The following is a 20,957-nucleotide window of genomic DNA, read 5'->3' as shown; positions in this document are numbered from 1 at the left end:
TGGAGAGCGTGCACGACCATGCGGAGGAGTCCGTCACCGTCACGGGGTCGGGCACGGAGCTGCTGGACAGCGCCGTGGCCCACGTCGTACGGGAGACCGGCGCGTCCGTGGCGATGCTGTACCTCCAGTCGGAACACGACGGCACGCTCCACCTGGCCGTCCTCATCGGGGTCCCGGCCCAGCTGGCCGCCCCCTGGACCCGGGTGCCGCTTTCGGCTCCGATCCCGGTGGCGGACGCCGTACGGCTGCGCTGCCTGATCTGGCTCGGCAGCCAGGAGGAACTGGCCCGCCGGTACCCGCGCCCCGCGCTCGTCCTGCCGTACCAGTTCGCCATGGGCGCCGCCCCCATCCGGACGGGCACCACCGACCGGGGTGGCCTCGTGCTGCTGTGGCCGGGCTCCCACTCCTCACAGCTGTCCGCCGCGGAGCGTGCCGCCATGCTGGGCGGGTGCCACGGCATCGGGATGCTCCTGCAGCAGGCCGAGGGCAGCGGCTATCCGGTCCGGCCCGGGAGCCAGCCGCGCGTGCTGCTCCCGCCGGACCCGCCCCGGCCGGAACCGTCCGAGGCCGCCGCCGCCGCGGAATTCCTCCACCGGCTGCCCGGCGGAAGCTGCGCCCTGGCCCTCGACGGAAGGGTCACCTATCTCAACGAGGCCGCCGCGGATCTCCTGGGGGCCGGCGCCGGGGAGGTGCTGGGCACCCTGCCCTGGGTGTCGCTCCCCTGGCTGAACAACCCGGTCGTCGAGGACTACTACCGGGCCGCCGTCATCGGCCGCCAGCAGACGTCTTTCACCGTGCTGCGGCCACCGGACCGGTGGCTGGCCTTCCACCTGTTCCCGAGCGCCACCGGGATCAGCGTCCGGATCCTGCCCACCCCGCGGCCCGGCCCCGCGAATGCGCCGCCGCCCCGGCTCCCGCCGACCTCGGACGTGCCCAGCCGGGCCACCGCGCTCTACCACCTGATGCATCTGGCGGCGACGCTCACGGAGGCCGTCGGCACCCAGGACGTGATCGGCCTGGCGGGCGACCAGCTGATGCCGGCCTTCCGCATCCAGACGCTCGTCGTCATGACGTCCACGGAGGGGCGGCTGAGGGTCGAGGGCCGCCGGGGCACCCACCCCGCGCTCATGGACCGCTTCGACGGCGCCCCGCTGACGTCGGCGACCCCCGCCGCACACGTGCTGACGACGGGCATCCCGGACTTCTACCCCACCTTCACCGAGCTGGAGCGGGCCTATCCCTCGGCGGGCCTGCGCAAGGCGGTCTCCGCCTGTGCCTTCCTCCCGCTGATCGTCTCCGGGCACCCGGTGGGCTCGCTGGTCCTCGCCTACGACCAGCCGCACCCCTTCGACCCCGAGGAACGCGCCCTGCTGACATCGATCGCGGGGCTGCTCGCCCAGGCCCTGGACCGTGCCCGGCTCTACGACACCAAGGACCGGCTCGCGCGCAGCCTCCAGGCCCATCTGCTGCCCCAGACGCTCCCCCGCGTCGACGGCCTGGACGTCGCGGCCCGCTACCTCCCGTCGACCCGGGGCATGGGCATCGGCGGGGACTTCTACGACCTCATCCGGCTCGACGCGACCACCGCCGCCGCGGCCATCGGAGACGTGCAGGGCCACAACGAGAACGCCGCCGCGCTCATGGGACAGGTCCGCACCGCCGTGCACGCCTCCGCGGGAGCACCGCCGGACGAGGTCCTGGCCCGTACCAACCGGCTGCTCACCGATCTCGACCCCGGGCTCTTCACCAGCTGCCTCTACATCCACCTCGACCTCGCCGGGCACAGCGCGCGCATGGCCACCGCCGGCCATCCCCCGCCGCTGCTGCGGCAGCCGGACGGGCAGACCGAGGTCCTCGATCTGCCGCCCGGTCTCCTCCTCGGCATCGATCCCGCCTCGCGCTACCCGACGACCGATGTGCCGCTCCCTCCCGGTGCTGCGCTCGCGCTGTTCACCGACGGGCTGGTGGAGGCACCGGGGGTGGCGTTCGACGACGCGGCCGCGGAGCTGGCCGCACACTTCGCCCTCGCCCTCGACCAGGACATGGAGTCCGTCGCCGACACGCTCGTGCGGTACGCGAAACGGGCCACGCCGGGCACCGACGACATCGCCCTGCTCCTCATCAACGCCCTGCGGCCGGACTCCTGACGGTGTCCGGCGCCCTTCCGGGTGCGGAGAGGTGGAGAGCCCTGGGGTGCCGAGGCGGTGGGGTTTCATCGGCACCCCAGGGCGTTCGGGGGTGATGCGGCGGGCGTGCCGGGATCAGCCGCCGTAGAGGTCGGCCAGGCTGATGCCGGTGGTGCTCGCGGGGCCGCCGAGCCTCACCTCGTGGTCGAGGCTCACGAACTTCCCGCCCGACTGCCAGAGCGCGGGCTTGAGCATCGCGTACTTGGCCTCGTCCCAGGTCGCCCAGTCGTAGCCCAGCAGGCCTCCGGTGTCACCGGAGTTCGGGTTGAGGCACCAGAAGGTCTGGTGGATGCCGTTCTCCACGATCAGATCCCGCAGGGCCGTCATCCACTTCTGGTTGGGCCCGTTGTCGAGGTGCCCTCCCCACTCACCGATGAGCAGCGGTGCGGTGCCGTTCTTGTGGAGGTAGAGCCAGTTGGGGTCCCAGACGTCGCGCTCCAGCGTGGTGCGGTTCCACTCGCCCTGGAACCAGGGCTGCTGGTAGACCAGCGGTCCGTAGTCGTGCGGCGAGTAGACCAGCTGGTCCTGCTGGGCACCCAGGTCGACCGGGTGGTCCTTCGCCCCGCGCAGGTTCCCGCCCCACCACATGCCGTGGTAGTCGGCGGCCGAGGTGGAGGACCAGTTCGCACCGTTCTTGGGGTAGATCTCGATGCCTTCGCACAGGACGAGGACCTGCGGGTTGATCGCGAGGATCCGCTTGCCCGCGGTCTCGCAGGTGTACTTGAAGTTGTCCTGGTCCGTGGAGCCGTCCCACTTGGCGCGAGGGCTTTCGGACTGCTTGCCGTGCGGCTCGTTCTTGACGTCCATCGCCACGAGCGTGTCGTTGGCCTTGTAGCGCGCGGTCACCCACTCCCAGGCGCTGTAGAACTGCTCGGGGGTGATCGAGCCCTTCCACCAGACCGGGTACACGTGGCCGGAGTTGTCGGCCTCCGCGCTGTGCACGTCCAGCATGACCTTGATGCCGTACTTCTCCGCCACGGCGAGGAAGGCGTCGAAGACCCCCAGGGTCGTCTTGCCCGCCAGTTCGGGGTTGGCCCAGGTGTTGACCGCGCTGGAGGGCGCCGCCTGCCCGTTCTTCCACTCGAGCAGGAGCTGGGTGGAGATCGGCACGCGGACGATGTTGATGCCGCGCTCCGCCATCTGCCGGGTGACCGTGTCCAGGTTGGCGGACCAGAGCCCGTGGAAGACCCGTTCGGAGGCGTTGAAGCCGAACCAGTTGACACCGGTGAGCCAGACGCGGTGGCCCTGCGCGTCGACGATCCGGTTGCCCTCGGTGTGCAGCCAGTCGGTGCCGGCGGCGGCGGTCGTCGCCGCAGCCCGCCCGCCCGCCGCGGCAGCCGGTGCTTCCCGTGCGGCGACCGGGCCGGACAGTGTCATCAGCAGAGCGGTCGCGGTGACTGCGGCGGCGAGCACCCTGCCCAGTCGTCTTCTCGTCCGTGGCTTCATCCGTTGTCGCCTTTCATGGGGGTGAGGCGGGCCATAGGAATGGGAGCGCTCCCACTTCGTTGCTCACATGAAGCCAGGGCCACGGAACGGCTGTCAATGGACATGACAACGTTCACTTCTTGAAAACGTATGCCCCTCCAGGCCGCTCGCTATTCCCGCAGTTGAGTCATTTATTTGAGCGATGAAGACGAAATCTTGCGCAGCACCGTGGACTTCTTTACTGGCGTGCTCCTAGCCTGTGGGGCGTCCGAAGTGCCCCTCGAGCCGCAAGGACGACTCACACGTGACCCCACCACTGTCTCGACCACGCCTTCTCAGACGCTCCCTGTCCGCATCCCTCTCCCTCGCACTCGTCGCGGCGGGCACCGCCGCGACGTTCGTGCTGGCCGGCGCTCCCCCCGCCCAGGCCGCCGCGGTCCCTGCGCCGTCACCCGTCGGCATAGCCGGGCGGGGCGCCACCGTCCCGTTCAAGGAACAGGAGGCCGAGTACGCCGCCACCAACGGCTCGCTGATCGGTCCGAACCGGCTGTACGGCTCCCTGCCCTCCGAGGCGTCGGGCCGCCAGGCGGTCACCCTCGACGCCGCCGGGGAGTACGTCGAGTTCACGCTCACCGCCCCCGCGAACGCGATGACCTTCCGCTACTCGCTGCCGGACAACGCGGCCGGGACGGGCCGGGACGCCTCGCTCGACCTGCGGGTCAACGGCAGCTCGCTCAAGAGCGTGCCGGTGACGTCGAAGTACGGCTGGTACTACGGGGGTTACCCCTTCAACAACAGCCCGGGCGACACCAACCCGCACCACTTCTACGACGAGACCCGGACGATGTTCGGGTCCACCCTGGCCGCGGGGACGAAGATCCGGCTCCAGGTGACCTCCACCGCGGCCTCGCCGTCGTTCACCATCGACCTGGCCGACTTCGAGCAGGTCGGCGCGCCGGTCGGCAAGCCGTCGGGCGCGCTGGACGTGGTGGGCGACTTCGGCGCCGACCCGACAGGGGCTGCGGACTCCACGGCGAAGATCCAGGCCGCGGTGGACGCGGGGCGCACCCAGGGCAAGGAGGTGTACATCCCGCAGGGCACCTTCAAGGTCCAGGACCACATCGTCGTCGACAAGGTCACCCTGCGCGGCGCCGGTCCCTGGTACAGCGTGCTGACCGGGCGTCACCCCACGGACCGCAGCAAGGCGGTCGGGGTCTACGGGAAGTACTCGGCGCAGGGCGGCAGCAGCAACGTCACCCTCAAGGACTTCGCCATCATGGGCGACATCCGCGAGCGGGTGGACAACGACCAGGTCAACGCCATCGGCGGGGCCATGTCCAACTCGGTCGTCGACAACGTCTGGATGCAGCACACCAAGTGCGGCGCCTGGATGGACGGCCCCATGGACAACTTCACCATCAAGAACAGCCGCATCCTGGACCAGACCGCCGACGGCGTGAACTTCCACTACGGCGTCACGAACTCCACGGTGACCAACACCTTCGTCCGCAACACCGGTGACGACGGACTGGCCATGTGGGCGGAGAACGTCCCGAACGTGAAGAACAAGTTCACGTTCAACACGGTGATCCTGCCGATCCTCGCCAACAACATCGTCACGTACGGCGGCAAGGACATCACCATCTCCGACAACGTCATGTCGGACACCATCACCAACGGCGGCGGGCTGCACATCGCCAACCGCTACCCGGGCGTCAACTCGGGCCAGGGGACGGCCGTCTCGGGTACGCACACCGCTGCTCGCAACACCCTGATCCGGACCGGGAACAACGACTTCAACTGGCAGTTCGGCGTCGGCGCGATCTGGTTCAGCGGACTCAACGAGCCGATCAACAACGCCACCGTCAACATCACCGACAGCGAGATCCTGGACAGCTCCTACGCCGCGATCCATCTGATCGAGGGCGCGAGCAACGGGCTGCACTTCGACAACATCAAGATCGACGGCGCGGGCACGTACGCCCTGCAGATCCAGGCCCCGGGCACGGCCTCGTTCAACAAGGTCGTCGCCACCCACATCGCCCAGTCCAACCCGATCCACAACTGTGTCGGGAGCGGCTTCCAGATCACCCAGGGCACCGGGAACTCGGGCTGGTACGCGAATCCGCCCGCCTGCACCGGTGTCTGGCCTGCCCCGGTGTGGACCAACGGCGGGGTCCCGGGAGGCGGTGGCCCCACCGACCCGACCGACCCGACGGACCCGACCGACCCGACCGATCCGCCCGAGGAGACGGGCAACCTCGCCCAGGGGCGTCCGGTGACCGAGACGAGCCACGCCGACGTGTACGGCGCCGGCAACGCGGTCGACGGCAACGCCAACAGCTACTGGGAGAGCCGCAACAACGCCTTCCCGCAGTCCGTCACCGTGGACCTCGGTGCCGCCAAGGCGGTCAAGCGGCTGGTGCTCAAACTGCCGCCTGCCGCGGCCTGGGCGACCCGTACCCAGACGATCGGCGTCACGGGCAGCACCGACAACGCGGCGTACAGCACGCTGAAGTCGTCCGCCGGGTACACCTTCAACCCGTCGAGCGGCAACACGGCGACGGTGACGCTGACGGGGACGCCGGTCCGCTACCTGCGGCTGACGTTCACCGCGAACACCGGCTGGCCGGCGGGCCAGTTGTCCGAGCTGGAGGCCTACACCAGCTGACCGACCACACGACGACGGGCCCGGCCTGCACGGCCGGGCCCGTCCCTGTGCGGGGAGATCAGGGCTGGGGCGAGAAGGACTCCGCGGCCGGGGCCACCTCCGCCTGGCGGACCACCTTGAGGCCGCCGGGGCTCTTGGCGTCCGGCTTCATGATGACGGTCTCCTTGGTGGAGGGCGCCGCCGGGTCGGTGAAGTCGTGCGAGATCCCGAAGTCGCCGCCGAAGTCCTTGATGGTGAGAAGGGCCTTGTCGACGCCCTCACGGGTGAGGTCCTTCGACTCGCAGGCCTTCTTCAGCGCCTCGCCGAAGACGGACGCCGCGTTGTACCCGGCGATGACGCCGTTGTCGAGACCGTCCTTGGGGTACTGGGCCGCGTAGGCCTTGGCGAGCTTCGACGGGCCGGCGGCCGAGTCGCCGATGGGCAGCGTGGAGGACCCGATGTAGTAGTCCTTCTGCAGGGCCGGGCCCGCCTGGGTGGCCAGGAGCTGCGGGGCGTACGCCGAGTTGTTGCCCACCACCGGGACGTCGAACCCGGTGGCCGCGGCCACACCGACCAGCGAGGCGGCCTGGCGCGGTCCGGCGCTGATGACGATCGCCTTCACCCCGGCCTGCTTGAGCGCGGAGACCTGGGCGGTCATGTCGTTGTCGGTCGGCTTGATCTTCTGCTCGACGACGGTCAGGCCCGCCTCCTTCGCCGCGTGCTCCGAGCCGGCCAGGGCGTTCTCGCCGTAGTCGCCCTCGAAGTAGACGTGACCGATCTTGTCGCCCTCGGCGATGCGCTTCTCGTCCAGCAGGAAGTCGATCAGGTTGATCGTCTCGACGTCGTAGGTGGCGCCGATGACGCGGACGTACTTGGACCCGACGAGGTTCGCCGACCATGCCTGCGGCAGGACGATGCCCTTGTCCTGTCCGTCGATGCGCGACTCGACCGCGGCGACGAACGGGGAACCGATGAACTGGGTGAAGCCCAGCACGTTCGGTTCCAGCTCGGTATAGGCGCCGATCGCCTTCTGGGGGTCGTACGCGTGGTCACGGACGGTGAGTTCGATCTGCCGGTCGCAGATGCCGCCGGCCGCGTTGGTCTCCTTCACCCAGAGCTGCTGGGCCTGGGTGACGCTCTTGCCGAGCGAGGCGTACACCCCGGTCATGTCGGTGAGGGCCCCGAGGGTGATCTTCGAGTCGGTGACCCCCTCCCCGGCCTTCACGCCGTTCTTGTCGGCGGCACCGTCGTCCGACGGCTTCGCCTTCCCGCTGCATCCCGCGAGGGTGAGGGTGAGGGTGAGAGCCGCGACGACGGCTCCTGCAACACGTGGCTTCATTTCTTCTTCTCCCCTGGATTCTTCAGACGCGCAATGCCGCCGGGCAGGAACAGGACGACCGCGACGACCGCGGCGCCGTACAGATAGCGGGACGCCTCGCCCGGTGCGATGCCGCCCGTACCAGGGGCGGACACCAGGGGGAGGGAGTCGCTGTAGTGGGTGAGCACCTGAGGGAGCAGCGACACGAACGCGGCGCCGATGACGGCTCCCGCGACGCTGCCCAGCCCGCCGATGACGATCATGGCGAGGTATTCGAGGGACAGGATCATGCCGAAGTACTCCGGCACGGTCCGCTGGAAGACCAGCGCGAGCAGGACGCCCGCGAGGCCCGCGTACATGGAGGACAGGACGAAGACGCCGGCCCGGTACCTGGCGACCGGCACCCCCATCACACCTGCGGCGATCCGGTGGTCCCGGATGGCGTTCAGCGCGCGGCCGGGACGGCCGCGCAGCACCCCGCGGGCGAAGAGCCCGCCGGCCAGGAGGGCGGCGAGCGCCAGGTACCAGAGCTTCTCGGACGACTGGAAGGGCACCGCCGCGACGACCACCTCGGCGTCGTCGAAGGTGAACCCGAACAGCGAGAGCGGCGGGACCGGCCGTCCGTTGAAGCCGCCGGTGAGCGAGCCGGCGTTGAAGAGCACGTGCTGGCCGATGAAGATCAGCGCGAGCGTGGCGATCCCGAGGTAGGCCCCGCTGAGCCGGCCCGCGATGGGGCTGAAGAGCCCGCCGGCGGCCCCTGCCAGGAGCACGGCGAGGATCGCCGCGAGCCAGGTGGGAAGGCCGAGGCCGGTGAGGGTGTGCCCGTTCTCCGTGCTGCTCCCGCCCGCCAGGATGCAGTAGCCGTACGCGCCCACCGCGAGGAAGAAGGCGTGCCCCATGGAGAGCTGCCCGGTGGAGCCGGTGAGCAGGTTGAGCCCGATGGCGCCGATCGCGGCAGCCATCGCGAACAGTCCGGCCTGGAGCCAGAACCGGTCCAGGTAGAACGGGAACAGGAGCAGCAGGACCGAGCCGGCCAGCCAGAGGTAGGGAGCGGGACGGCGCAGCCGGCCGGCGAGGGGCGTTCCGGTGACGGGCGGGGCCCCCGCGGGGGCGGGCGCGGTGACGTCCTTGGTGGCTTCAGACACGGGACAGCTCCTTCGTACCGAAGAGTCCCGCCGGCCGGACGAGCAGGACGACCACCATCACCAGGTACGGCGCGAGGTCACCGATGCCGCGTCCGAGGAAGGACAGGTCGCTCTGGTAGCCGGTGGCGAGCGATTCGGTGACACCGACCAGCAGTCCGCCGACGAGCGCCCCGGTCGTCGAGTCGAGGCCGCCGAGGATCGCGGCGGGGAACGCCTTGAGCGCCGCGAGCGAGGTGGCCCGTTCGAGGCCGGGGGTCGGGAACACCGTGAGGAAGAGCGCGGCGACCGCGGCGAGGGCTCCCGCGACCGCCCAGGCGGAGAGCGAGACCCGCCCGAGCCGGATGCCCATCAGGGCGGCGGTCTGCGGGTTCTCGGCCGCCGCCCGCATCGACACGCCCCACGAGGTGAAGCGGAAGGCGAGCAGGAACACGGTGATCAGCAGCCCCGCGACGAGGAAGGCCGCGATGCGGGTCTCGGCGAGGGTGACGCCGCCGATCGTGACGACCTCGTCGCCCCACGGGTCGCCCAGGGCCATGACGTCCGTCCCCATGCGCCGGGTGAGTTCGGTGGTGAGGAGGATGTCGACCCCGATGGTGACGATGGCCAGGACGCTCTGGTCGCTCCCCCGGTAGCGGCGCATCACGAAGAACTCGACCGCCGAGCCGACGACGGCCGCTCCGGCGATCCCGACGCCGAGCGCCGGCCAGAAGCCGATGTCGTCGTGGAGCACGGCGGTGACGTACCCGCCGGCGAGCAGCAGGGAGGCGTGGGCGAAGTTGACGACCTCGGTCGCCTTGAAGATGACGACGAAGCCGAGGGCGATCAGTGCGTAGACCGAGCCGATGGACAGTCCGCCGAGGAGGAGTTCGATGAAGGTGGTCATTCCTGTGCCCCCAGGTAGGCCTGCACGACGGCCGGGTCGTTCTGCACCTCGGCGGGTGTGCCCCCCGCGATCCTGCGTCCGAAGTCGAGTACGGTCACGGCGTCCGCGAGCCGCATCACCACCCCCATGTCGTGTTCGACCATGACGATCGAGATGCCGAGGCTGTCGCGCACGCCGGCGACGACGGCCGCGGTGCGGCGGCGCTCGTCGGCGGTCATCCCCGCGACGGGTTCGTCCAGGAGCAGGATCTCGGGCTCCATGCACAGGGCGCGGCCGAGCTCGACGAGCTTCTGCTTGCCGTACGGGAGGGCACCTGCGGGGAAGTCGAGTTCCTTCTCCAGGCCGATGAACCCGGCGATCTCCCGCACGCGTTCGAGGTGCAGCCGCGCCTCACGGGTGGCGGAGGGCAACCTGAGCCCGGCGGCCACGAATCCGGCGCGGGTGAGCCGGTGGCGGCCGAGCATCAGGCTCTCGGCGACGGTGGCGTGCGGTGGCAGGGCCAGGTTCTGGAAGGTGCGGGCCACGCCGAGGTCGGCGATCCGGTGCGGGGCGAGGCCGGTGAGTTCGGTGTCGCCGAGGTGCACGCTGCCCGAGGTGGCGCGGTAGACGCCGGAGAGCACGTTGAAGGTGGTGGACTTGCCCGCGCCGTTGGGTCCGATGACCGCGTGCACGCTCCCCGGTTCGACGGTGAAGGACACCGCGTCGAGGGCGGTGAGTCCGGCGAAGCGTACGGTCACGTCGCGCACGGCGAGGGGTGCCGGGGTGGCCGTCACGCCGACCACCTGCTCAGGGTGCGGGTGGTGCCTTCCGCCTGTGCGGCGTCCTCGGCGGCCGTCTCGTCGACGACGCCGAGGTAGCGGCGGCGTACCTCGTCGGAGGCGGCGAGCTCGTCGGCCGGGCCGTCGAGGGCGACCTCGCCGACGTCCAGGACGTACGCCGTGGAGGCGAGCCGCAGCGCGATGGCCGCGTTCTGCTCGACGAGCATGACGGAGGTGCCGCCCGCGTTGATCTCCTGGATCGTCTCGGCGATCTTCGCTGCCATCAGGGGCGCGAGGCCGAGGGACGGCTCGTCGAGCAGCAGCAGGCGGGGCCCGGCCATCAGGGCGCGGCCCATCGCCAGCATCTGCTGTTCGCCCCCGGACAGCAGTCCGGCGCGCTGGTGTGCGCGCTGGGAGAGCACCGGGAACAGTTCGTGTACGCGCCGGAGTGCGTCGGCTGCGGCCTTGCGCCCGCCGCGCGCCCCGAGGGCACCCGCCCGCAGATTGTCCGCCACCGTCATCCGGGCGAACACCTGTCGCCCTTCCGGCACCTGGATCACTCCCGCCGCCACCACCTGGGCGGGGCGGAGCCCGTCCAGGGGGCGGCCGTCGAAGCGGATGGTGCCCGTGCCCGTCCCGCGGTGGAAGCCGAGGGTCCGCGACACGGCCCGCAGCAGCGTGGTCTTACCGGCGCCGTTGCCACCGAGTACAGCGGTGATCGCGCCGGCCGGCACGTCGACGGAGACGTCGCGCAGTGCCCGTACCGGGCCGTAGCCCACGGACAGTTCGCGGATCTCGAGCGTTGCCATGCGTCCTCCTCCTTCCGACTGGTCGTCGTGGTGCCACAGACCAGCAGCGGGCGCGGCGCGCGTCCACGGCCCGGGGCGCACTCGCTGCGGGTGACCAGTCTTCGAGGGCCCCCGTTGTGCGCGCGCACAGAGGGAGGTGATGGCCTGTCGTCCCCGGCGCGGCCGGTGGCATCCTCACCAGCCATGAGCGGCTCGGCTCCGGAACGGAGCGAAGACATGCGGCGGCGCGGCGACGAGCGGGGCCGTGCACTGCTCGACGCCCTGCTGGAGGACCGGTCGGAGCCCGGCCTCGCGGCGCACGCGGCGCGAGGTCTGGGCCTTCCGGAGCAGGGCCGCTACGCGGTGGCGGTGCTGCGGCCGGGCGGGGGCGCGCCGGCGGGCGTGGCCATGGAGGCCGAGGGCCTGCGGTTCCTCCGGCGGAGACGGGCGGACCGGGAGGTCGTCGTCGTCGCCCTGGGTGACCGGGATCCGGCGGTGCTCACCGGGCTGCTGGCGCGGTGGTGCCCGGGCCCCGGAGGGATCGGCCCGGTGGCGGACGGTCTGGCCGGGCTGGGGGCCGCGCGCCGGCTGGCGGAGGTGGCTCTGCTGACGTGTGCGCCGGGCACGACGGAGATCGTGCGGCTGGAGGAGCGGCTGCCCACGGCGCTCGTGGTGAGCCAGCCGGAGCTGTCGGCACGGCTGGTCACGGGAGTCCTCGGCCCGCTGCTGGCCCTGGACCCGGCGGACCGGGCGCTGCTGGTGCGCACGCTGGAGGCGTGGCTGGAGTGCGGGGGCTCGGCGGGGAGGGCCGCGGGGAGGCTGTACTGCCACCGCAACACGGTGCTCAACCGGCTGCGCCGGCTGGAGCGGCTGACCTCGCGGTCGCTGTCACGGCCGCGGGAACTGGTCGAGATGATGCTGGCGCTGGACGCGTGGAGGCTGACGGCACCGCAGCCATGACGGGATGCCGGTCGTGAGGGGGAACCCGCCGGGCTCCCCCTCACGGTGGTGCGTCAGGACAGGAAGTCGCGGGCGATCGCCTCGGCCGCGCGTTCCAGCAGGGGCCCGGCCTGCGCCATGCAGACGGCGGGGTCCGGCTCCAGGTCCGTCAGGGCGTAGGCACGGCGGATGCCGGCCCTGCCCAGCGCCTCCGGCGGCAGGGCGAGGCGTCCGCACACGGCGACGGCCTCCACGCCCGCGGTGCGCGCCGCGGCGGCGACCCCTGCGGGGGCCTTGCCGTGCAGGGTCTGCTCGTCGAGCGAGCCCTCCCCGGTGACGACGAGCGTGGCGCGGGCCAGCGCGGGGGCGAAACCCAGGACGTCGAGCATGACCTCGATCCCGGGCCGGAAGCGGGCGCCCAGCGCGACCAGCGCGCCGTAGCCGATGCCTCCGGCGGCGCCCGCTCCGGGCAGCTCGGCGGTCTCGGGCCCCAGCACGGACGCGTAGTGGGCGAGCGCCGCGTCGAGGACGGCGATGTCGTCCTCGGTGGCCCCCTTCTGCCGCCCGTAGACCTCCGGGGCGCCCTTCGGGCCGGTCAGGGGGTTGTCCACGTCGCTGGCGAGGATCAGGTCGATGTCGGCGAGCCGGGGGTCGAGCCCCGACAGGTCGGCCTCGGCGAGCTCAGCGAGCGCGGCGCCGCCGGGAGCGACGGGCTTGCCGTCGCCGTCCAGGAAGCGCGCTCCGAGCGCGGCCAGCATGCCCGCGCCCCCGTCGGTCGTCGCGCTTCCGCCGACGCCGAACACGATCGTCCGGGCGCCCGCGTCGAGTGCGGCCGCCAGCAGCTCCCCGGAGCCGTACGTGGTCGCCGTCAGCGGGGCGAACTCCCCCGCGGGCAGGTGCTGGAGGCCCGAGGCCTCGGCCATCTCGACCACGGCGGTGGTGTCACGCACCGCGTACGCCGCGTTCACCGGCGTCCCGAGCGGGCCGGTCACCCGCGCCTCGCGGCGCTCGAATCCGGCGGCCACCGCCGCCGCGACCGTGCCGTCGCCGCCGTCCGCGACGGGCAGGGTCTCGACCCTCAGCCCGGGGACGACGCGCCGGAGTCCGGCCGTCACACGCTCGGCGACCTCCACGGCCGTCAGCGAGCCCTTGAACTTGTCCGCCGCCACGAGCACGTGGGGGGTCTCCATCACTGCTCCGTCCGTCACCTTGTATCCCTTTGCTTTCGAACAGGCAGTCGCGCCGCCCCGACCCTATCCGGACCACCCCTGATCTGCCCATGGCTGTCCGAAACCACGTCCGCGCCGCCTACGCTGCCCCCGTGACCACCTCTGACTACGCCACGTACATCGCAGGCCTTCCCCGTGTGCTGGCCGGGGCCGCCACCCTGATCAGGGACGGGCGTGGCCGGGTCCTGCTCGTCGAGCCGAACTACCGGGAGGGCTGGGCGCTTCCCGGCGGCACCGTCGAGTCGGGCGACGGTGAGAGCCCCCGGCAGGGCGCCCGCCGCGAGACGCTGGAGGAGATCGGCCTCGACCTCGCGCCGGGCCGGCTGCTCGCGGTGGACTGGGTGCGCGGCGAGGACCGCCCGCCCCTGGTCGCCTGGCTCTACGACGGGGGTGTGCTGGCCCAGGAGCGGTTCGACGCGATCCGGCTCCAGGAGGAGGAGCTCCTTTCCTGGCGGCTGGTGGACCGCGCCGACCTCGGCGCCCATCTGCCGGATCGCCTCCGGCGGCGTGTCTCGGCGGCGCTGGAGGTGCTGGACTCCGGCGCGGGTGCGGCCGAGCTGGAGGACGGCGTCAGGGTCCCGGCCTGAGGGGTCAGCCCTGGGGGTCCTGCGGCCTGGCCTCGGCCTCCCGCCGCGCGTCGTCCTGCGCGGCGGCCCGTGCCTCGGTGCGGTGGCCGCGCGCGATGTAGTCGCGCACGACGAGTTCGACGGCGTCCTGCGGGTTCCCGACCCCCGCGAGCACCATGACCTCCACGACGAGTTCCGCGTCCAGACTGACGTTCACTGTGGCCATGGCGTGGACCCTAGGGGGTGCCCGCGGAAATGTCATCGCGGCGGGACCGGGCCGTCCGTAGGCTCGGGCCATGACTCTCGTCGCGATCCTCAGCGGCGCCGGCATCTCCACGGACTCCGGCATCCCCGACTACCGCGGGCCCCAGGGCCTCTGGCGGAAGGACCCGGAGGCGGAGAAGCTCGTCACCTACGACTTCTACATGGCCGATCCGGAGATCCGCCGCCGGTCCTGGCTGATGCGCCGCGACGCGGCGGCAAGGGGCGCCGAGCCGAACGCCGCCCATCGCGCGGTGGCCGCGCTCGAACGGTCCGGTGTCCCGGTCCGGGTCCTCACGCAGAACATCGACGGGCTGCACCAGCGGGCGGGGCTCTCCGCCCGCAAGGTGGTGGAGCTGCACGGCACCGCACACGAGGTGGTCTGCACCCGGTGCCACGCCCGGTCGGCGATGGCGGACGCGCTGGCCCGCCTCGACGCGGGCGAGACGGACCCGCCGTGCACGGTCTGCGGCGGGATCCTGAAGCCGGCGACGGTGATGTTCGGCGAGCGCCTGGATCCGCAGGTGCTCGCCGACGCCATGGCCATCACCAAGGCGTGCCAGGTGTTCGTCGCCGTGGGTACGACGCTCCAGGTGCAGCCCGCCGCCTCGCTGGCGGGGATCGCGGTGGAGCACGGCGCACGGCTCGTCGTCGTGAACGCCGAGCCGACGCCCTACGACGAACTGGCCGAGGAGACCGTCCGCGAACCCATCGGGACGGCGCTGCCCGCGCTGCTGGAGCGGCTCGCCACGGACCGGGGATGAAGTGCCTTGCCGCGCGTCACGCGTGGCCGGTGCCGTAGAAACGCACGTGGTCGACGGTCATCGACGCGGGGGACGGCGTCGAGGTGTCGGGAGACCCGGGCCAGTCGCCCCCGACGGCGACGTTGAGCACCAGGTGCATGTCCTGTTCGAAGACCCAGTCACGCGGTGACGGCAGCTCCGCCGGGGTCAGCGTGAAGTAGGGCTCCCCGTCGACGGACCAGGTGATGCGGCGCGGTCGCTTGTCGACCGCGTAGGTGTGGAACCCTTCCGACGCGTCGGCCGCGAGGGGGGCGGAGCCGCCGATCCCGTTCTCGTTGAAGTAGGTCGGCCCGTGCGCGGTTCCGTACACCGTGCGCGGTTCCCCGCCGACCACCTCGCAGATGTCGATCTCCCCCTGTCCGGGCCACTCGACGCCGTTGTCGCCCAGCATCCAGATCGCCGGCAGCAGCCCGGTGCCGGTGGGCAGCTTCGCGCGGACCTCCACGCGTCCGTGCGTGAGCGCGACCTTGCCCTCCGTGGTCAGGCGGGCCGACGTCCAGGGGCAGAACTCCTGCGTGTGGCAGGGCAGATCGGACCCGGCGGGGGCGGGCCTGGCCGAGATCACGAGGTGGCCGGCGCCGTCGAGGGCGGAGTTGGCCGGCTCGTCCGTGTAGTACTGCAGCTCGTTGTTGCCCCAGCCCTCGGCGTCCCGGTTCCCGGTCTCGGTCGTCCACGACCCTTCCGGGGGCCGGGTGCCCGCGGACCCGTCGAACTCGGCCTGCCAGAACGGCTCGTCCCCGGCCGCGGAAGGAGCGGCGGATCCGGGAGCGGACCCGCATCCGCCCAGCAGTGCGCCGAGCGCGAGCACGAGTGCCACGCGGGTCCAGCGGTACGCGGCCGGGCTCGCACCGCGTGCCCGGCCCTTCACGCCCCTTCGCCGTCCAGGCCGGCCCGGATCCGGCGCGAGGGGCTGAAGGCGTACAGGTCCAGGATCTCCGGCGGGTCCGCGAGACCGGGCCCGCCGTCCGCCGCCCACGTGGCGATGTCGGCGACGGCGTGCGGGTCGTTGACCAGGCCGAGCCAGACGGGGCGGCCGCCCGCGCGGCGGCCCTCGGCGGAGGGCTGCACGACGATGACGTTGCCGTGGTCGCAGGCGTCCAGGCACTCCACCGCGCGGACGGCCGCGGCTCCGTCGAGGGACCGCCGCAGCTGAGCGAGCTGCCCGGCGTGGTCGACTCCGGGGATCTTCGGGGTGCCGCAGCAGCAGCCCCGGCAGACGCTGACCGTGGGCCGGGAGGGCCCGGCCGCGGCGGCCTTGCGAGGTCGGCGGCTCATGCGGGTGCACTCCCGGGGACGGCGCGGATGATCACCGTAGGACTGTACCGAGCCGCCGGCCGGCAGGGCGGGTGGGGTAGTGTTGACGGCTGCGAAGGGGAGTAGCCCCGCAAACCGGTCGTCGACACACTGGAGCCTTCGGGTTCCCGGTGGCCGGGCTCGTAGATCCTTACGGGTGGGCGAGACCTTCGGTCAGGTATGACACGCCCGCGTCCTGCGGGCGCTGCCGTCATGCCGGGCCGAGTGGTCCTCCGAAAAAGCCCCTGTGGCACTTCGCGGAAGACCCGGGGCCCGGCTCTCACAGAAAGCCACCCGGAATGCATCTCGACCCCCTGGCGATCCTCACCGCCTTCGGGCTGATCTTCCTCGCGGAGCTCCCCGACAAGACGATGTTCGCCTCACTGGCCATGGGCACGCGCATGCGCCCGCTCTACGTCTGGTTCGGTACGTCGTCCGCGTTCATCGTGCACGTCGCCATCGCGGTCGGGGCGGGCGGGCTGATCGGCCTGCTGCCCGACTGGATCGTCAAGCTGGTCTCCGCCGTCCTCTTCGCGTTCGGCGCGTTCATGCTGCTGCGCAGTGGCGGCGGTGACGACGACGAGGACGAGGAGATCAAGACCGTCACCGGCTTCTGGCCGGTCTACTCGACCGCGTTCATGGCGGTCTTCATCAGTGAGTGGGGCGACCTGACCCAGATCACCACCGCGAACCTCGCCGCGAGCAACGGTGCCTGGTCGACGGCGATCGGTTCGGCCATCGCCCTGATGTCGGTCTCCGCGCTGGCCCTCCTGGCCGGACGGTTCATCGCGAAGCGGGTGCCGCTGAAGACGGTGCAGCGCATCGGCGGTCTCTGCATGCTGGGTCTCGCGATCTGGTCGGTCGTCGAGATCTTCGCGGGCTGAGCCGACGCCGCGACGCGTGACGGGGCCGGCCGCCCGGCCCCGTCCGTCCCCGCTCAGAACAGGGCGGGCACCTCGTCCTGCGCAGCCCCCTCGAAGGCCAGGAGGCGCTGCTTGCGGTCGAGCCCGCCGCCGTACCCGGTCAGGCTCCCCGAGGCTCCGACGACCCGGTGGCAGGGAACGATGATCCCCACCGGGTTCTTCCCGTTGGCCAGGCCCACCGCGCGGGAGGCGCCGGGCTTCCCGAGGCGGTCGGCCAGTTCGCCGTAGGAGCAGGTCTCGCCGTACGGGATCCGTACGAGCTCGGCCCAGACGGACCGCTGGAAGGGGGTGCCCTCCAGGCGCAGCGGCAGGTCGAACTCCGTCAGCGCGCCCCCGAAGTAGGCGTCGAGCTGCCGGGCGGCCTCCCGGAAGGGCCCCGGGTCGGGTACGCCGAAGGTCTCCTCCGGCGGGCGGTGCCGTTGCCCGGTCATGTACAGACCGGACAGCACTCCGTCCGTCGCGACCAGGGTGAGGTCCCCGTACGGGCTGTCGATGACCGTGTACTGCCTGGTCACCGTGGATGCGGTGGTCATGGTTTCTCGTCCTCACGCCCTCAGGCGGGCAGGTGGTTGATGGGGTGGTCGTCGACGGTCCACAGGTACTGCACGGCGTACGCGCGCCAGGGGCGCCAGCGGACGGCTCGTGCGGTGAGGGCCGCGGGGGTCGCCCGGAGGCCGAGCTGCTCGGCCGCCCTGCGGATCCCCAGGTCGGTGGGGAGGAAGGCGTCCGGGTCCCCGAGGGCCCGCATGGCGATGACCTCGACCGTCCAGGGGCCGAAGCCGGGCAGCGCCGCCAGCTCCGCACGGCTCCTCTCCCAGTCGGCCCCCTCCCCCAGGTGCAGGGATCCGTCGGCGAGCGCGCTCACGAGCCCGGTGAGCGTGGCGCGGCGGCTGCGCGGCAGGGCGAGCTTCTCGGGGTCGAGTCCTGCCAGCGCCGCGGAGGTGGGGAAGAGATGGGTCAGTCCGCCCTCGGGGTCCTCGACCGGCACCCCGTGGGCGCGGACGAGGCGGGCCGCGTGGGTGCGGGCGGCAGCCGTGGAGACCTGCTGGCCGAGCACCGCGCGTACGGCGAACTCCGCCGCGTCGACCGTCCGCGGGACCCGCCGTCCCGGCGCCGCGTCGACCAGCGGGGCGAGCAGCGGATCCGCGCGCAGCTCCCCGTCCACGGCCACCGGGTCGGCGTCCAGGTCGAGGAGTCTGCGGCAGCGGCTGATCGCCTGGGTGAGGTCGCGGGGGTCGGTGAGCGAGAGGCGGCAGTCGATGTGGCCGGACCGCGGGGACAGCGCCACGATGCCGTGGCCGTGCGGGAGGTCGAGCGTCCGGCGGTAGGCCCCTTCACGCCATTCCTCGACGCCCGGAACGGCGGTCGCGGCCAGATGGCCGAAGAGGTTGCCGGGGGTGAGCGGGGCACGGTAGGGCAGGCGCAGGGCGATGACCCCGGGGGCGGCGCCCGGCGCCCGGGCACCGTGTGCCGCCCGGGCGCGCAGCTCGCCGGGGGCAAGCGCGAAGACCTCCCGCACGGTGTCGTTGAACGTGCGTACGGACGAGAATCCGGCCGCGAACGCGACCTCGGCCATCGGGAGTCCGGTCGTCTCGATGAGCACCCGGGCGGTCTGCGCCCGCTGGGACCGGGCCAGGGCGAGCGGCCCCGCGCCGAGCTCGGCGAGCAGCTGGCGCTCGATCTGGCGCGCGGAGTACCCGAGCCGGGACGCCAGCCCGGTCACGCCCTCCCGGTCGACGACCCCGTCCTGGATGAGGCGCATGGCCCGGGCGACGGAGTCGGCGCGGGAGTTCCATTCCGGGGAGCCCGGGCTGGTGTCGGGGCGGCACCGCTTGCAGGCGCGGAACCCGGCCTGCTGACAGGCGGCGGCACTGGGGTAGAAGGTCATGTTCCGGGCCTTCGGCGGCACGACCGGACAGCTGGGCCGGCAGTAGATGCGGGTGGTCAGGACCGCCGTGAAGAACCATCCGTCGAAGCGGGCGTCCTTCGACCGTACGGCTCGCACGCAGCGTTCGGTGTCGGTGTGCATGCTCCAAGGATCGGGCACCGGGGGTCCGGAAAGCTGGCGGAAATCCGACATCGACCTGACAGGGATCCCGCAGGGATCCGGCTCCCGCCGGGCCCCCGGGCCCGCACCCGGTCCCGCTGCGCGGCCTCCTGCACGGCCGGCTTCCGGGCCTGCCTCAGGAGGCGTGGAGTAGCTGCCCCCACCCTTACATCGTTCAGATCAGTGAACGTTCATCACGTACAGAACTATTGATGCGCTCACGACACAAGCCTACGGTCCAGAGAAAGCGCTTACCCCTCCTACCCCGTGGGGCACCTGCCGTACCGCCCGTTCACACCCTCGAACGGACGGCACCGGCGCGCCCGACGCGTCGCCCGACGTCAGGAAGGCCGGGCGACCCCGGATCCGCCGCTCAGTCACACCACCCTGACCCCCATCGGCCGGACACACCGCTCAGGCCCCCCACTGGTCACTCCCCCCATCTGGAGACGAACCATGCAGAAGAAGAAGCCCGTCATCGCGTGCGTCGGCCTGCTGGCCGGCTCACTCGTCGCACTGTCCGGCACCATGGCGCAGGCGACGCCTGCCCCCGGAGCGGCGGCCGTCGGGAGGAGCGCGGCCGGCGCCCCCGCAGCGGTGGCCGCCGACGCCCTGTACGTGGCACCGGACGGCAGCGCCGACGCGGCCGGAACCGAGGCCGACCCGACGACGCTGACCTCGGCGATCGGCCGTGTCACCTCCGGCGGGACGATCTACCTCCGCGGCGGGACGTACGCGTACTCCGAGACGGTCACCGTCCCGCCGGGCAACGACGGCTCCGCGAGCGCCCGCACCACGCTGGCGGCCTACCCCGGTGAGACCCCCGTCCTGAACTTCTCGGCCATGGCCGAGGACCCGGCCAACCGCGGGCTCGCCGTGAACGGCGCCTACTGGCACGTCGACGGCATCGTGGTCGAGCACGCCGGCGACAACGGCATCTTCGTGGGCGGCAGCAACAACGTGATCGAACACGTCGTGACGCGCTTCAACCACGACTCGGGCCTGCAGATCTCGCGGATCGCGTCCGACACCCCCGACGACGAATGGCCCGCGAACAACCTCGTCCTCAGCTCGGAGTCGCACGACAACGCCGACTCCGACGGCGAGGACGCCGACGGCTTCGCCTCGAAGCTCACGTCCGGCCCCGGCAACGTCTTCCGCTACACGGTCTCCCACAACAACATCGACGACGGCTGGGACCTCTACACCAAGACGGACACGGGCCCCATCGGCCCGGTCACCATCGAGGACTCCCTCTCGTACGGCAACGGCACGCTCTCGGACGGGACCGTGAACGAGGACGGCGACCGCAACGGGTTCAAGCTGGGCGGCGACGACATCGAGGTGGACCACATCGTCCGGCGGAACATCGCCTACGACAACGGCCACCACGGATTCACCTACAACAGCAACCCCGGATCGATGACCGTGTCGGACAACGTCGGCATCGACAACGCCGAGCGCAACTTCTCGTTCGACAAGGGCACTTCGGTCTTCAGGAACAACATCTCCTGCCGCAAGGACGACGGTTCCAACGACAAGACCGTGGGTGACGCGGACGGCTCCAACCAGTTCTGGACCGGATCCAACGGCTCGGGCTGCTCCGCGTACACCGGCGCCATGGACTGGTCCTTCGCCTCCGACGGCCACCTCGTCGTGACCTTCGGCGGCAAGGAGGTGACGCCGTAGCGCGCAGGAGCGGTCCGGCGACGATCGCGACACCCTAAGTCCCCTGACGGACGA

General features: G+C 71.8%; 19 protein-coding genes. 7 read left to right on the top strand and 12 right to left on the bottom strand.

Translation table 11 applies throughout. The features are described from left to right. The first annotated feature begins 8 nt into the window (after positions 1-8). Positions 9-2,147 carry a PP2C family protein-serine/threonine phosphatase gene (locus ACFC51_RS15290; protein ID WP_376370295.1) on the top strand — a complete coding sequence of 713 codons (2,139 nt, stop codon included), beginning with the start codon at positions 9-11 and terminating at the stop codon, positions 2,145-2,147. Positions 2,148-2,261: 114 nt separating this feature from the next. Here the strand turns inward: ACFC51_RS15290 and ACFC51_RS15285 are convergent, their stop codons facing one another. Continuing rightward, positions 2,262-3,632, bottom strand: coding sequence for a glycoside hydrolase family 5 protein (locus ACFC51_RS15285; RefSeq protein ID WP_376529007.1), 1,371 nt, complete (start codon positions 3,630-3,632; stop codon positions 2,262-2,264). Positions 3,633-3,915: 283 nt separating this feature from the next. Between ACFC51_RS15285 and ACFC51_RS15280 the strand changes: the two genes are divergently transcribed. Further along, on the top strand, positions 3,916-6,282 hold the full coding sequence (locus ACFC51_RS15280) for a discoidin domain-containing protein (RefSeq protein ID WP_376529005.1): 2,367 nt from the start codon (positions 3,916-3,918) through the stop codon (positions 6,280-6,282). Between the two features lie 58 nt (positions 6,283-6,340). Here ACFC51_RS15280 and ACFC51_RS15275 read toward each other — a convergent pair whose 3' ends face one another. The 5 genes from ACFC51_RS15275 to ACFC51_RS15255 are packed head-to-tail and all read right to left on the bottom strand — an operon-like array spanning position 6,341 to position 11,174. Then, positions 6,341-7,600 (bottom strand): ABC transporter substrate-binding protein, encoded by a 1,260-nt coding sequence (locus ACFC51_RS15275; protein ID WP_376529003.1) that lies wholly within the window; start codon positions 7,598-7,600, stop codon positions 6,341-6,343. After that, on the bottom strand, positions 7,597-8,724 hold the full coding sequence (locus tag ACFC51_RS15270) for a branched-chain amino acid ABC transporter permease (RefSeq protein ID WP_376370303.1): 1,128 nt from the start codon (positions 8,722-8,724) through the stop codon (positions 7,597-7,599). The genes ACFC51_RS15275 and ACFC51_RS15270 overlap by 4 nt, the downstream gene beginning before the upstream one ends. Then, the gene (locus ACFC51_RS15265) at positions 8,717-9,607 is read right to left on the bottom strand and encodes a branched-chain amino acid ABC transporter permease (RefSeq protein WP_376529000.1); all 891 of its coding nucleotides are present in this window, start codon (positions 9,605-9,607) and stop codon (positions 8,717-8,719) included. Before ACFC51_RS15265 ends, ACFC51_RS15270 begins: the two co-directional genes overlap by 8 nt. Further along, on the bottom strand, positions 9,604-10,389 hold the full coding sequence (locus tag ACFC51_RS15260; protein ID WP_376528998.1) for an ABC transporter ATP-binding protein: 786 nt from the start codon (positions 10,387-10,389) through the stop codon (positions 9,604-9,606). Before ACFC51_RS15260 ends, ACFC51_RS15265 begins: the two co-directional genes overlap by 4 nt. After that, positions 10,377-11,174, bottom strand: coding sequence for an ABC transporter ATP-binding protein (locus ACFC51_RS15255; protein WP_376370308.1), 798 nt, complete (start codon positions 11,172-11,174; stop codon positions 10,377-10,379). Before ACFC51_RS15255 ends, ACFC51_RS15260 begins: the two co-directional genes overlap by 13 nt. Positions 11,175-11,357: 183 nt before the next feature. Between ACFC51_RS15255 and ACFC51_RS15250 the strand changes: the two genes are divergently transcribed. Beyond that, the gene (locus tag ACFC51_RS15250) at positions 11,358-12,113 is read left to right on the top strand and encodes a PucR family transcriptional regulator (RefSeq protein WP_376370310.1); all 756 of its coding nucleotides are present in this window, start codon (positions 11,358-11,360) and stop codon (positions 12,111-12,113) included. Positions 12,114-12,166: 53 nt separating this feature from the next. Here the strand turns inward: ACFC51_RS15250 and ACFC51_RS15245 are convergent, their stop codons facing one another. Continuing rightward, positions 12,167-13,282, bottom strand: a complete 1,116-nt coding sequence (locus tag ACFC51_RS15245; RefSeq protein WP_376528996.1) for a glycerate kinase — start codon at positions 13,280-13,282, stop codon at positions 12,167-12,169. A gap of 131 nt (positions 13,283-13,413) precedes the next feature. Between ACFC51_RS15245 and ACFC51_RS15240 the strand changes: the two genes are divergently transcribed. Continuing rightward, positions 13,414-13,908, top strand: coding sequence for an NUDIX domain-containing protein (locus ACFC51_RS15240; protein ID WP_376370314.1), 495 nt, complete (start codon positions 13,414-13,416; stop codon positions 13,906-13,908). Between the two features lie 4 nt (positions 13,909-13,912). On the opposite strand, the gene ACFC51_RS15235 is transcribed toward ACFC51_RS15240, so the two are convergent. After that, complete coding sequence (locus ACFC51_RS15235; protein WP_376370316.1) at positions 13,913-14,113, bottom strand: type II toxin-antitoxin system VapB family antitoxin; 201 nt, start codon at positions 14,111-14,113, stop codon at positions 13,913-13,915. A 70-nt stretch (positions 14,114-14,183) separates the two neighbouring features. On the opposite strand from ACFC51_RS15235, the gene ACFC51_RS15230 reads away from it, so the two are divergent. Beyond that, positions 14,184-14,912 (top strand): NAD-dependent deacetylase, encoded by a 729-nt coding sequence (locus ACFC51_RS15230; protein ID WP_376370318.1) that lies wholly within the window; start codon positions 14,184-14,186, stop codon positions 14,910-14,912. 16 nt (positions 14,913-14,928) lie between these two features. Here ACFC51_RS15230 and ACFC51_RS15225 read toward each other — a convergent pair whose 3' ends face one another. Then, positions 14,929-15,819 (bottom strand): family 16 glycosylhydrolase, encoded by an 891-nt coding sequence (locus ACFC51_RS15225; protein ID WP_376370319.1) that lies wholly within the window; start codon positions 15,817-15,819, stop codon positions 14,929-14,931. Continuing rightward, the gene (locus tag ACFC51_RS15220; protein WP_376528995.1) at positions 15,816-16,226 is read right to left on the bottom strand and encodes a (2Fe-2S) ferredoxin domain-containing protein; all 411 of its coding nucleotides are present in this window, start codon (positions 16,224-16,226) and stop codon (positions 15,816-15,818) included. The genes ACFC51_RS15225 and ACFC51_RS15220 overlap by 4 nt, the downstream gene beginning before the upstream one ends. Before the next feature lie 317 nt (positions 16,227-16,543). On the opposite strand from ACFC51_RS15220, the gene ACFC51_RS15215 reads away from it, so the two are divergent. Continuing rightward, the gene (locus tag ACFC51_RS15215; protein WP_376370323.1) at positions 16,544-17,128 is read left to right on the top strand and encodes a TMEM165/GDT1 family protein; all 585 of its coding nucleotides are present in this window, start codon (positions 16,544-16,546) and stop codon (positions 17,126-17,128) included. A 53-nt stretch (positions 17,129-17,181) separates the two neighbouring features. On the opposite strand, the gene ACFC51_RS15210 is transcribed toward ACFC51_RS15215, so the two are convergent. Beyond that, on the bottom strand, positions 17,182-17,700 hold the full coding sequence (locus ACFC51_RS15210) for a methylated-DNA--[protein]-cysteine S-methyltransferase (protein ID WP_376528992.1): 519 nt from the start codon (positions 17,698-17,700) through the stop codon (positions 17,182-17,184). 20 nt (positions 17,701-17,720) lie between these two features. Beyond that, a complete protein-coding gene (locus ACFC51_RS15205) occupies positions 17,721-19,196 on the bottom strand; it encodes an AlkA N-terminal domain-containing protein (RefSeq protein ID WP_376370327.1) in 1,476 nt (491 codons plus the stop codon). A 474-nt stretch (positions 19,197-19,670) separates the two neighbouring features. Between ACFC51_RS15205 and ACFC51_RS15200 the strand changes: the two genes are divergently transcribed. Continuing rightward, positions 19,671-20,903 (top strand): right-handed parallel beta-helix repeat-containing protein, encoded by a 1,233-nt coding sequence (locus ACFC51_RS15200; protein ID WP_376528989.1) that lies wholly within the window; start codon positions 19,671-19,673, stop codon positions 20,901-20,903. Positions 20,904-20,957: the final 54 nt, after the last annotated feature.

The organism is Streptomyces sp. NPDC055962 (assembly GCF_042270185.1).
GTDB lineage: Bacteria > Actinomycetota > Actinomycetes > Streptomycetales > Streptomycetaceae > Streptomyces.
This window is presented reverse-complemented; position numbering and strand designations above follow the sequence as displayed.